Here is a 12285-nt window from a genome sequence, read left to right as displayed (position 1 = left end):
TTAATGATTTAGCTGTTTTCGGTTGGATTAAATTGATAGTTTAATATAATTAATATTATTTGAACTATAAATTATACAAATCGATAGGCCTGCATTACAATACAAGCATTGATTCATTTCTCTAACCCGAATTTTTAAAAGGAGCTTAAAAATGGCTTTGCAAGATCGTACCGGTCAAAAAGTACCTTCCGTAGTATTCCGCACTCGTGTCGGCGACACTTGGAAAGATGTTTCTACTGATGATTTGTTCAAAGGCAAAAAAGTAGTCGTGTTCTCTCTGCCTGGCGCATTTACTCCGACTTGTTCTTCTTCACACCTGCCACGCTACAACGAATTGTTTGGCGCGTTCAAAGAAAACGGTGTTGACGCTATCTACTGCGTATCTGTAAACGACACTTTCGTAATGAACGCTTGGGCTGCTGAAGAAGAAGCTGACAACATTTACATGATCCCTGATGGCAACGGTGAATTCACTGAAGGCATGGGCATGTTGGTTGGCAAAGAAGACTTGGGCTTCGGCAAACGCTCTTGGCGTTACTCCATGCTGGTTAACGACGGCGTGGTTGAAAAAATGTTTATCGAACCTGAAGAACCAGGCGATCCTTTCAAAGTGTCTGACGCTGACACTATGTTGAAATACATTGCTCCTGACTGGAAAGCTCAAGAGTCTGTTGCCATCTTCACCAAACCTGGTTGCCAATTCTGTGCTAAAGCTAAAAAAGCTTTGCAAGACAAAGGCTTGTCTTACGAAGAAATCGTATTGGGCAAAGATGCAACTGTTACTTCCGTTCGCGCTATTACCGGCAAGATGACTGCTCCTCAAGTATTCATCGGCGGCAAATACATCGGCGGCAGCGAAGACTTGGAAGCTTACTTGGCTAAAAACTAATTACCTGTATGCTTGAGACGGTTTGAATAGGCCGTCTGAAAAATAAAATATAGAGTTATTCAGACGGCGTTTACAATTCGGCGTTCTGAATAACTCTATATTCGCAAGTAGAATTTGAGATTATTGTTTTAAATCGATATTTAAGAATTTACTATTAATATTCATTCTTTGATAGTTTATAAAAATTCTGCCGTCTGAAAACAGATAACCTGATGGTAATATCGGTTTGGATATAGACAGTAAGGATAAAATATGAAAAAGATTCAAGCAGATGTGGTGGTACTGGGCGGCGGTACAGCCGGTATGGGCGCATTTCGCAATGCTCGCCTTCATACAGACAATGTTTACCTGATTGAAAATAACGTGTTCGGCACGACCTGTGCGCGTGTCGGTTGCATGCCTTCCAAACTCTTGATTGCCGCCGCAGAAGCGCGCCATCATGCTTTGCATACCGATCCGTTTGGCGTGCATTTGGACAAAGACAGCATCGTCGTCAACGGCGAAGAAGTCATGCAACGCGTCAAATCCGAACGTGACCGTTTTGTCGGTTTTGTAGTTAGCGATGTAGAAGAGTGGCCTGCCGATAAGCGTATTATGGGTACGGCAAAATTTGTTGACGAACATACTGTCCAAATCGACGACCATACCCAAATCACGGCAAAAAGTTTTGTGATTGCCACCGGTTCGCGTCCTGTGATTTTCCCTCAGTGGGAAGCTTTGGGCGATCGCTTGGTTGTAAACGATGATGTTTTCTCTTGGGATACTTTGCCTAAAAGCGTGGCCGTGTTCGGCCCCGGTGTTATCGGCTTAGAGCTGGGTCAGGCTTTGCACCGTTTGGGCGTGAAAGTTGAGATTTTCGGCGTAGGCGGAGCCATCGGCGGCATTTCCGACCCTGTTGTCGCTGAAGAAGCCAAAGCTGTGTTTGGCAAAGAGTTGGCTTTGCATTTGGACGCTAAAACCGAAGTCAAACTGGATGCGGAAGGCAATGTTGAAGTTCATTGGGAACAAGACGGCGAAAAAGGTGTGTTCGTTGCCGAATATATGCTGGCAGCCGTAGGCCGTCGTCCGAATGTGGATAATATCGGTTTGGAAAACCTGACTATCGAGAAAGATGCGCGCGGCGTACCTGTTGCCGATCCGCTGACCATGCAAACCAGCATTCCGCATATTTTTATCGCAGGTGATGCGTCCAATCAATTGCCTCTGCTGCATGAAGCCGCCGACCAAGGCAAAATTGCCGGCAATAATGCGGGCCGCTATCCGAATATCGGCGGTGGTTTACGCCGCAGTGTAATCGGCGTGGTGTTCACCAATCCGCAAATTGCCTCTGTCGGCTTGAAATACGCGCAAGTTGCGGCGAAATATCAACCTGACGAGTTTGTAATCGGCGAAGTTTCCTTCCGAAACCAAGGCCGCAGTCGCGTTATGTTGGTAAACAAAGGCCATATGCGTTTGTATGCCGAAAAAGCAACCGGCCGTTTCATTGGTGCGGAAGTTGTCGGCCCTGCTGCCGAACATTTGGCACACTTGATGGCTTGGGCGCATCAAATGAAAATGACGATTCCGCAAATGTTGGATATGCCGTTCTACCATCCAGTTATCGAGGAAGGTTTGCGTACTGCATTGCGTGATGCCGATGCAAAACTGAAACAGGCTTGATTATTTGATGAAATAAAGGCCGTCTGAAACCCGCAATGAGGTTTCAGACGGCCTTTTTTTATGCTTTGAAGCTTTTACTTTTAAATCAATTCCAAATCCGGGCCGGCATTTTGTGCACGGCGACTTCGTAATTGAATGTCTAGGCGCAAATCGTGTGCGGAGTCGGCATTTTTAATAGCGTCTTGATAGCTGATATCGCCGTTTTCATACAAATCATACAAGGCCTGGTCAAAAGTAATCATGCCCATGCCGGTTGATTTTTTCATCATTTCTTTGATGTTGTGGACTTCGCCTTTTCGAATCAAGTCGGCAATAATGGGCGAATTGAGCAAAACCTCGACAGCCGCTACGCGTCCCCGTCCGCCTTCGCGGGGAATCAGGCGTTGTGAAATAAAGGCTTGCAGGTTGAGCGATAAATCGGTTAGCAATTGGTTACGGCGCTCTTCGGGGAAGAAGTTGATGATGCGGTCGAGCGCTTGGTTGGTGCTGTTGGCATGCAGTGTCGCCATACACAAATGGCCGGTTTCCGCGAAGGAAATGGCGTAGTCCATGGTCTCGCGGTCGCGGATTTCGCCAATCAGAATGACATCCGGTGCTTGGCGCAGGGTATTTTTCAGCGCAATCGGCCAATTTTCGGTATCCACGCCGATTTCGCGTTGGGTGATAATGCAGTTTTTATGTTGGTGGATAAATTCAATCGGATCTTCGATGGTGATAATGTGGTCAAAGCTGTTTTCGTTTCGATAGTCGATAAGGGAGGCGAGGGAAGTGGACTTGCCCGAACCTGTACCGCCGACAAAAATAACCAGACCGCGTTTTCTGAGGGCGATGTCTTTCAGAATCGGCGGCAGATTGAGCGTTTCAAATTTAGGGATATTGCTGGTAATGGAGCGGAATACCAAAGCAGTTGCGCCGCGTTGAACCATGGCATTGACACGGAAGCGGCTGGTATCGGGCAGGCTGATGGCAAAGTTGCATTCGTTGGTAGAGGAAAATTCTTCGATTTGTTTGGAAGACATAATCGAAAAAGCGATTTCCATACATTTTTCAGCGCTTAACGGCTCATCGGTCAGCCGCATGATTTTGCCGTCCACTTTCATGGCCGGCGGGAAATTGGTGGTAATGAAAAGGTCGGAGCCTTTGTATTTGTTCATGTGGCGTAGCCAAGTGAACAATTCTTCTTTTGCGCCCGGAGTATTTTCGTCAAACATAAGAATTTAGATAGTTAATGTTAAGTTATTTTATTGAAAATAATTATAACAGAAGCAATCATTATTTGCTGTTTTGCCGCTAGAGCGGCTATCTGTTTTAAATTGAGTGTCGTGCTGGGAATATAGCAGATTTTTCGGCATCCCTGTGATTTTAAATTCTGCTGTTATAATGTTGCCCGATTAGTGAACGGAAAGGTAATGAGATGTCAGTACAAACAATTGCCGTGGTCGGCGCAATGGAACAGGAAATCGAGCTTTTGCGTGAAAGCATGAACAATGTCAAGCATGTGTCCTTCGGTAAATTTTCGGCTTATGAAGGCGAATTGGCCGGAAAACGCACGGTTTTGGTTTTGAGCGGTATCGGTAAGGTCAATGCGGCGGTTTCGACGTCTTGGGTCATTCATCAGTTTACCCCGGATTGCGTCATCAATACCGGCAGCGCAGGCGGTTTGGGTAAGGGCCTGAAGGTTGGCGATGTGGTTATTGGCGAAACTGTGGCGCATCATGATGTTGACGTAACGGCTTTTGGTTATGTTCGGGGGCAAGTGCCGCAACTTCCTGCCGTGTTCGCATCGGATGCAAACTTGATTCGCCAAGCAGAAAAGGCGGCGCAAGTGTTTGAAGGTGCGGCCGTAACGCAAGGTTTAATTGTCAGTGGCGACCGTTTTGTACACAGCAGCGAAGGTGTTGCGGAAATCCGCAGTCATTTCCCAGAAGTCAAAGCAGTGGAAATGGAAGCTGCGGCAATTGCGCAGACCTGTCACCAGTTGGAAGTGCCTTTTGTGATTATTCGCGCGGTATCCGATTCGGCAGATGAGAAAGCGGACATCAGCTTTGAAGAGTTTTTGAAAACGGCGGCCGTCAGCTCGGCGAAGATGGTGACCGAGATTGTCAAATCGCTATAAAATCATGCAGAAGCGTTGAATTTCCGTTAGAATACGGAACGATTCAACCTTATTCTAAGGCCGTCTGAAAACCGAATCCCTGTTTTTTCAGACGGCCTTTCAGCCTTTAATTGCATTTATCTTAATAACAATATGAAAAACATACGGAATTTCTCCATCATTGCCCACATCGACCACGGCAAATCGACGCTTGCTGACCGTTTTATCCAATACTGCGGCGGTTTGGATTTGCGCGAAATGAGTACGCAGGTGCTCGACTCCATGGACATCGAAAAAGAGCGCGGCATTACCATTAAAGCGCAAACCGCCGCGCTCAACTATAAAGCACGCGACGGGCAGGTGTATCAGCTCAATCTGATTGATACTCCGGGACACGTCGACTTCTCTTACGAAGTCTCCCGTTCGCTGTCTGCCTGCGAAGGTGCGCTTTTGGTCGTTGACGCGTCTCAAGGCGTAGAAGCGCAAACCGTGGCGAACTGCTATACCGCGATTGATTTGGGCGTGGAAGTCGTGCCCGTTTTGAACAAAATCGACCTGCCCGCCGCCGACCCCGAACGCGTGGAACAGGAAATCGAAGACATCATCGGCATCGATGCCGTCGGCGCGGTGCAATGTTCTGCCAAAAGCGGCATCGGCGTGGAAGACGTTTTGGAAGAAATCGTTGCCAAAATCCCTGCGCCGACCGGTGATGAAAATGCGCCGTTGCAAGCGGTTATTGTCGATTCATGGTTTGACAACTACGTCGGCGTGGTCATGCTGATCCGTGTGAAAAACGGCACCATCAAGCTGAAAGACAAAGTACGCTTTATGAGCACCAAGGCGGAAACTCAGGTCGAGCAGTTGGGCGTATTCACACCGAAATCGGTTCAAAAACAAGAACTCAAAGCCGGCGAAGTGGGCTTTTTGATTACCGGCGTGAAAGAATTGGGACAGGCGAAAGTCGGCGATACGGTTACTTTGGTTGCCAACCCTGCCTCTGAGCCGCTGCCCGGTTTCCAAGAAGTACAAAGCCAAGTATTCGCGGGTCTCTATCCTGTGGAAAGTCACGACTACGAAGCCTTGCGCGATGCTTTGGAAAAATTGCAGCTGAACGATGCTTCATTGAAATTCGAGCCTGAAGTTTCTCAGGCATTGGGTTTCGGCTTCCGCTGCGGTTTCTTGGGCCTGCTGCACTTGGAAATCGTGCAGGAACGCTTGGAGCGCGAGTTTGACATGGATTTGATTACCACCGCGCCGACGGTGGTTTACGAAGTCGTGTTGAAAAGCGGCGAAAAAATCGAAGTTGAAAACCCTTCCAAACTGCCCGACATCGGCAGCATCGAAACCATTCTCGAGCCGATTATTACCGCGACCATTCTTGTGCCGCAGGAGTATGTCGGCAACGTCATGACTTTGTGTAACCAAAAGCGCGGCGTGCAGGTCAATATGCAGTACATGGGCCGTCAAGTCATGCTGACTTATGATTTGCCGATGAACGAAGTCGTGATGGACTTTTTCGACAAACTCAAATCCACTTCGCGCGGCTATGCCTCGTTGGACTACCATTTCAAAGAGTTCCAGCCGTCTGATTTGATTAAGCTCGACATCATGGTCAACGGCGAAAAAGTCGATGCCTTGAGCCTGATTGTGCACCGTCAAAGCGCGGTTCACCGAGGCCGCGAACTGGCATCAAAAATGCGCGAACTGATTCCGCGCCAAATGTTCGATATCGCCGTCCAAGCCGCCATTGGCAGCCAGATTATCGCCCGCGAAAACGTCAAAGCCCTGCGTAAAAACGTTTTGGCGAAATGTTACGGCGGCGATATTACGCGTAAGAAAAAACTTCTCGAAAAACAAAAAGCAGGTAAGCGCCGCATGAAACAAGTGGGCAACGTGGAAATTCCGCAAAGCGCATTCTTGGCGATTCTGCAAGTGAGTGATAAATAATGAGTATAAATCTGACTTTAGGCGCAATCGTTGTGCTGTTGGCCGGCTTGTTCCTTAACTTCAAAAGCAGCAAAGAGCGTCAGGAAAACGGCGAATGGAGCTCCGGCCTGCAATGGAGTTATCTCCTGTGCATGGTCGGCGTATTTGGTATTTTGTCCGAATTTATGAGCTTTACCGCCGTATTGCTGGTGTTTGTCGTGTTTACCGGTATTGTTTGGGCAATCCATAAAGGCCGTCTGAAAAAAAGCGAGACCGGCGAAGACAATGCGCATTTTACCGACTACATGGGCGGCTTTTTCCCCATCATCTTGGTTATCTTTGTGTTGCGCAGCTTTATTGCCGAGCCATTCCAAATTCCGTCCAGTTCCATGCGTCCTGGCTTGGTCAAAGGCGATTTTATCTTGGTGAACAAATTTTCTTACGGTATCCGCCTGCCGATTTTGAATAAGGTCGTTATTCCAGTCGGCAACATTGCCCGAGGCGATGTCGTGGTGTTCAATTACCCGCTCCAGCCTGAGATGAATTACATCAAACGTATCGTCGGTATTCCGGGCGACGTTGTGGAATACCGTGATAAGGTTTTGACTGTTAACGGTGAAATTATTTCCGAAAAACCAAATGGTAATTATCAATACGCAGATGATACCGATCCGTCTATGATTCATACGCTTGAGCGTTTTCAGACGGCCTTGAACGGCAAAAATTTTGACGTGGTCAAGGAGGCCGGTCAGCCTTCCGTATCTATTGCCGTATTGAACAAATACACCTCCGAAGTGATGCCTGAAAGCAATTACTCGCTTGAAAAAAGTGGTTTGGAAAATTGCGAATACGCAGAAGACGGCAATGGCTTTATCTGTAAAGTCCCAGAAGGCCGTTATTTCGCGATGGGTGACAACCGCGACAACAGTGCCGATTCTCGTTACTGGGGATTTGTCGATGACAAGTTGATTGTCGGTAAAGCCTTCTTTGTTTGGATGAATTTGGGCGAACTCAGCCGTATCGGTACCAGTATCCAATAAGCAATAAACAGACTAAAAGGCCGTCTGAAATTTTTCAGACGGCCTTTTTTGTATCTATTTTTTGTCTTTTAACGAACCTAAATAAATTGCCAATAAAGTCAAAGTGGTGCCACCCCATTGGACGATATTAATCGGTTTATCCAACCAGAAATAATCGATCAACATGGCGGCGACTGGTTCGGAGAGCAGTAGTAGGCCGGTCAGTGACAAGGATAAAAGCGGGATGGCGTAAGCAATCAATGCCCAAGCGAAGCATTGCATAACGATGCCGTAGATGGAGACTAGAATCGCATCGTTTAAAGTTTTGGGGTAAAGATGGGTGGCATCGAATAGCAGCGATGGGATGACCAGCGCCATTGCGCCACCGAAGCTTAAAATCATCATCAGCGGAAACAAACCTACTTTTTCCTGCTCATGGGTTTTGCGTACGAAGACCATAGACAGGGCCAGCATGGCGCCGGATACTACGCCGCTGACAAATCCCCATGCGGCGTTGTCGTTATGACCGAACTCTGGGCTGCCGATTAAGGCTACGCCTATGGTGGCTAATATCAAACTTAAAATTTGTAAGGTGCTTAGACGTTCTGAATAAAAGAAGAAGCCGATGGCGGCTAAAAAGAAAATCTGCAGGCTGTTGAGCAAGGTGGAAATGCCGGGGCCTACGGCGTGAATGCTTTCGTGCCAAAGGGCGAGGTCGAATGCGAGGAAAACGCCGGATAAGATTGCGTAGCCAACCGTTTTTCTTTTCGTGGGTATTTTTTGTCTGAAAAAACGCCCGAGCAGGAAGAATATGGGGGCGGCAATCAGCAAACGCCAGAATGCGATGGCGTAAGAGCCGACATCGACAAATTTGACGATCAAACTGCCCAAGCCGAAGACGACGCAGCCGACGACCAATAGGGGCGCTGCATAATTTCCCGAACGTGTCTCCATCGGCTTCTCCATCAATCAAATGAAGACGATTATTCCATAAAAGATGGATGAGGCGCTAATGATAAATAGTGGTGGGCCAAGATAAAGGGTTTATGATGAAAGGCCGTCTGAAAGCTGTTTCAGACGGCCTTTTGATGATTTTTTGGCTTGATTTAGTATGGTTGTAGTATAAAATCGTTTTACGCCGTGTTTCAGACGGCCTGATCAGTTTTGGTTTTGAGAAAAGGATATTGGAAATGGCAAACCCTATTCGTGCGTTTCTGGATTATGTGCCGTCGGTTGATAAGTCTTGTTTTATAGATGAGACTTCGGTTGTGATTGGCGAAGTGTCGCTGGCGGAAGATGTATCCGTTTGGCCTTATGCCGTATTGCGTGGCGATGTGAACAGCATTTCTATCGGCAAGCGCAGCAATGTGCAGGACGGCAGTGTTTTGCACGTGTCGCATAAGAATGCGGCGAAGCCTGACGGTTCGCCTTTGATTATCGGCGATGATGTGACGATTGGGCATAAGGTCATGCTGCATGGCTGCCGAATTGGGAATCGTGTGTTGGTGGGCATGGGGTCGATTATTTTGGACGATACGGTTGTCGAAGATGATGTGATGATAGGCGCGGGCAGTTTGGTGCCGCCGCGCAAGCGATTGGAAAGCGGTTTTTTATACGTCGGCTCGCCTGTGAGACAAGTGCGTCCGCTGACGGATGAGGAAAAGGCATTTTTGACGTATTCGGCTGCACATTATGTCCGCCTGTCTGGTCAGCATAAAATTTCAAAATAAGGAAAACCAATCCAATGAACGCAATTTATCTGGCTTCGGGCAGCCCGCGCCGTCGTGAGATTTTGGAGAATTTGGGTTTCACGGTACACCGCCTTCCTGCGGATATTGATGAAACCCCTAAAGAAGGCGAAGCCGCGGTAGAGTATGTGCGCCGTATGGCCTGCGAGAAAAATCAGGCGGCGGTGGCGCAATGGTTTGCAGCTCATGACGAAGAGCCTGAGTTTGCTGTATTGACGGCGGATACGACGGTGGCGGATGGTGCGGCTATTTTGGGTAAGCCGGAATCCGAGGCGGATGCGGTCGATATGCTGGAACGCTTGTCCGGACGGACGCATCAGGTGCTGACGGCTGTATGCGTTTACTGGCAAGGCGTGTGTCATGATGTGGTGCAGACGAGCGAAGTGCGATTTAAAACGTTGACGGCTGAGGAAGTCGCAGCCTATGTTGCCAGCGGCGAGCCGATGGACAAAGCCGGTGCGTATGGGATTCAGGGCTTGGGCGGCGTATTTGTCGAGCATTTGCAGGGCAGTTTCACCGGCGTGATGGGGTTGCCGGTTTATGAGACCGCGCAACTACTGAAATCTTTGGGTTTGGAAGCGCCGCCGTTTGCTTAAAATTAGGCAAATGCCGTCTGAAAGCGTGCCGACAAAAACGCTTGTTTCAGTTACAATACTGCCTTAAACAGCTTGCTTGAAGAAAGATATGAAAGAACATAAGGCCCGGAAACGCTTCGGGCAGAATTTTTTGCAGGATACGCGGATTATTAGCGATATTGTCAACGCGGTCAGACCGCAGCCCGATGATATCGTGATTGAAATCGGCCCGGGCTTGGCAGCCATTACCGAGCCTTTGGCGAAAAAACTCAACTGCCTGCATGTCTGCGAAATCGACCGCGACATCGTACGCCGTCTGAAAACCTTGCCGTTTGCAGATAAATTGGTGATACACGAAGGCGATGTATTGCAGTTTGATTTCAACAGCATTGAAGGCAAGAAAAAAATTGTCGGCAACCTGCCGTACAATATTTCCACGCCGCTTTTGTTCCGATTAAGCGAAGTGGCGGACGATGTGATCGATATGCACTTTATGCTGCAAAAAGAAGTGGTCGAACGCATGGTGGCGCAGCCGAAAACCAACGACTATGGTCGTCTGGGCGTGATGCTGCAATATTTCTTCGATATGGAAATGTTGATTGAAGTACCGCCCGAGTCCTTTGATCCTGCGCCGAAAGTAGATTCGGCCGTTGTGCGCATGATTCCGGTGAAACACCGCATCGGTAAAGCGGAAGATTTTGAACACTTCGCCAAACTGGTGAAACTGGCTTTCCATCAGCGCCGCAAAACCATACGCAATAATTTGAAGGAACTTGCCGACGATGATGATTTGCAGGCAGTCGGTATCAATCCGCAGGACAGGGCAGAACACATTGCCGCTGAGAAATATGTGGAATTGAGCAATTATCTGGTTCAAAAGGCCGTCTGAAACAGTGATGGCAATTTTTAAGCAACCTCCTATTCAATGGGGGGGTTCTGGGTGATTCATATTTGTGGTGCGAGTTGGCGCAGTATTTTTCAGGTAAGAATATGCCGCCTGAGCGGCACCGTTTTGAAGCGGCAATTATCGGCGCAGTTTGGGTATTGACCGGGCATCGTCTCGATAGAGAAGAGCAATTTAAAGTCAATCGGTACAATCAAGGCGAAATCTCAGGCGGCATAGTCAGTTGCCGCTTTTGGCTGGAAACGGCCATTCCTTTACTTTGGCAGCGACAAGCGCAACTCAGGCCCCGAAAATTTTGGCAGTTTGGAAAGAAATAATGATTAAATTCAAAAATGTACACAAACATTTTAAAGATTTGCACGTTATCAACGGCGTGAATCTGGAAGTCAAACAAGGCGAAGTGGTCGTTGTATGCGGCCCTTCAGGCAGTGGCAAATCGACGCTGATTCGTACGGTAAACCAACTTGAGCGCATTGAAAGCGGCGAGATTTGGGTGGACGGCATCAATGTTGCTGATCCGAAAACCGATTTGAACAAAGTGCGTGAAGAAGTAGGTTTTGTGTTCCAAGGGTTCAATCTGTATCCGCATTTGACTGTCTTGGAGAACATTATTCTTTCTCCGATGAAAGTAAAAAACCAAAGCCGTGAAGAGGCGGAAAAGAAAGCAATGGAGCTTTTGGAACGCGTCGGCTTGGCGCATAAAAAAGACGCGCTGCCCGGCCAGCTTTCCGGCGGTCAGCAGCAGCGTGTGGCGATTGCACGCGGTTTGGCGATGGAGCCGCGCGTGATGTTGTTTGACGAGCCGACTTCCGCGCTTGACCCTGAAATGGTCGGCGAAGTATTAAAAGTGATGAAAGACTTGGCGGAAAGCGGCATGACGATGATGTGTGTAACCCATGAAATGGGTTTTGCACGCGAAGTCGCCGATCGTGTGATTTTTGTCGATAAAGGCCAGATTCTGGAAGACGAAACGCCGGAAGAGTTTTTTACCAATCCGAAACACGAGCGTGCCAAACAGTTCCTGCAACAGGTGATGACACATTAAACTTAGGCCGTCTGAAATTTCAGACGGCATGATCGGTTTGAATGATTTTGAAAGTTGAAAATAATGTATTTTGTTGACCGTACTGCTGTTGTGCTGAAGCCGACCGCCCGTTTTTTGGAATGGCTGAAATCCGCCGATGAAAATATGCCTGACCTGACCGTCGAGCAATTGCGCACCAACTGCTCCGTATTCCTGGTGCCGCAATTTGACGAACCCGAATCCGTCATTTCTTATTTTGACGAACGCTACCAGCAGATTTTTGAAGCCGAATTGGCCGGCTGGGACATCGATAAAAGCAAATGGCCGCAAGACATGAGCCTGAAGGCTTTTTGGGAATTTTTCGATACCGAAATCCACGATATGGTTTTGGATATGGAAGAGGCGGAATTGAACATTACGCCTGTTTTCGACAATATGATGTAAAG

Annotated in this window: 13 protein-coding genes; 11 read left to right on the top strand and 2 right to left on the bottom strand. The window is 48.0% G+C overall.

The window, feature by feature from the left end:
* Window positions 1-151 precede the first annotated feature (151 nt).
* Window positions 152-889 carry a redoxin family protein gene (locus HMPREF2711_RS02230; protein WP_003747251.1) on the top strand — a complete coding sequence of 246 codons (738 nt, stop codon included), beginning with the start codon at window positions 152-154 and terminating at the stop codon, window positions 887-889.
* A 252-nt stretch (window positions 890-1141) separates the two neighbouring features.
* Window positions 1142-2548 (top strand): dihydrolipoyl dehydrogenase, encoded by a 1407-nt coding sequence (locus tag HMPREF2711_RS02225; protein ID WP_003747249.1) that lies wholly within the window; start codon window positions 1142-1144, stop codon window positions 2546-2548.
* Window positions 2549-2628: 80 nt separating this feature from the next.
* Here the strand turns inward: HMPREF2711_RS02225 and HMPREF2711_RS02220 are convergent, their stop codons facing one another.
* Window positions 2629-3759 (bottom strand): PilT/PilU family type 4a pilus ATPase, encoded by a 1131-nt coding sequence (locus tag HMPREF2711_RS02220; protein WP_003747246.1) that lies wholly within the window; start codon window positions 3757-3759, stop codon window positions 2629-2631.
* A gap of 203 nt (window positions 3760-3962) precedes the next feature.
* Here HMPREF2711_RS02220 and HMPREF2711_RS02215 point away from each other — a divergent pair, with 203 nt between their 5' ends.
* The 3 genes from HMPREF2711_RS02215 (at window position 3963) to lepB (ending at window position 7609) form a co-directional block, all read left to right on the top strand.
* The gene (locus tag HMPREF2711_RS02215) at window positions 3963-4664 is read left to right on the top strand and encodes a 5'-methylthioadenosine/adenosylhomocysteine nucleosidase (protein ID WP_003747243.1); all 702 of its coding nucleotides are present in this window, start codon (window positions 3963-3965) and stop codon (window positions 4662-4664) included.
* 132 nt (window positions 4665-4796) lie between these two features.
* The gene (gene lepA / locus HMPREF2711_RS02210; protein WP_002226499.1) at window positions 4797-6590 is read left to right on the top strand and encodes a translation elongation factor 4; all 1794 of its coding nucleotides are present in this window, start codon (window positions 4797-4799) and stop codon (window positions 6588-6590) included.
* Window positions 6590-7609 (top strand): signal peptidase I, encoded by a 1020-nt coding sequence (gene lepB, locus HMPREF2711_RS02205; protein ID WP_003747241.1) that lies wholly within the window; start codon window positions 6590-6592, stop codon window positions 7607-7609. The genes lepA and lepB overlap by 1 nt, the downstream gene beginning before the upstream one ends.
* 54 nt (window positions 7610-7663) lie before the next feature.
* Here the strand turns inward: lepB and HMPREF2711_RS02200 are convergent, their stop codons facing one another.
* Window positions 7664-8542 carry a DMT family transporter gene (locus HMPREF2711_RS02200; RefSeq protein ID WP_141745643.1) on the bottom strand — a complete coding sequence of 293 codons (879 nt, stop codon included), beginning with the start codon at window positions 8540-8542 and terminating at the stop codon, window positions 7664-7666.
* A gap of 236 nt (window positions 8543-8778) precedes the next feature.
* Here HMPREF2711_RS02200 and HMPREF2711_RS02195 point away from each other — a divergent pair, with 236 nt between their 5' ends.
* The 6 genes from HMPREF2711_RS02195 (at window position 8779) to HMPREF2711_RS02170 (ending at window position 12283) form a co-directional block, all read left to right on the top strand.
* On the top strand, window positions 8779-9318 hold the full coding sequence (locus tag HMPREF2711_RS02195) for a gamma carbonic anhydrase family protein (RefSeq protein ID WP_003747238.1): 540 nt from the start codon (window positions 8779-8781) through the stop codon (window positions 9316-9318).
* A 14-nt stretch (window positions 9319-9332) separates the two neighbouring features.
* Complete coding sequence (locus HMPREF2711_RS02190) at window positions 9333-9932, top strand: Maf family protein (protein WP_003747236.1); 600 nt, start codon at window positions 9333-9335, stop codon at window positions 9930-9932.
* A gap of 88 nt (window positions 9933-10020) precedes the next feature.
* Window positions 10021-10800: a 16S rRNA (adenine(1518)-N(6)/adenine(1519)-N(6))-dimethyltransferase RsmA gene (gene rsmA / locus HMPREF2711_RS02185; RefSeq protein WP_003747234.1), complete on the top strand. Its 780-nt coding sequence runs from the start codon at window positions 10021-10023 to the stop codon at window positions 10798-10800.
* Between the two features lie 62 nt (window positions 10801-10862).
* The gene (locus HMPREF2711_RS02180) at window positions 10863-11132 is read left to right on the top strand and encodes a hypothetical protein (protein ID WP_003747232.1); all 270 of its coding nucleotides are present in this window, start codon (window positions 10863-10865) and stop codon (window positions 11130-11132) included.
* Window positions 11132-11860, top strand: coding sequence for an amino acid ABC transporter ATP-binding protein (locus HMPREF2711_RS02175; protein ID WP_003747231.1), 729 nt, complete (start codon window positions 11132-11134; stop codon window positions 11858-11860). Before HMPREF2711_RS02180 ends, HMPREF2711_RS02175 begins: the two co-directional genes overlap by 1 nt.
* A 63-nt stretch (window positions 11861-11923) precedes the next feature.
* Window positions 11924-12283, top strand: coding sequence for a hypothetical protein (locus tag HMPREF2711_RS02170; RefSeq protein WP_003747228.1), 360 nt, complete (start codon window positions 11924-11926; stop codon window positions 12281-12283).
* Window positions 12284-12285: the final 2 nt, after the last annotated feature.

The sequence above is a fragment of the Neisseria sp. HMSC070A01 genome (genome assembly GCF_001810165.1).
GTDB lineage: Bacteria > Pseudomonadota > Gammaproteobacteria > Burkholderiales > Neisseriaceae > Neisseria.
Note: the sequence above shows the minus strand (reverse complement) of the source record. Positions and strands in the feature narration are given on the sequence as shown.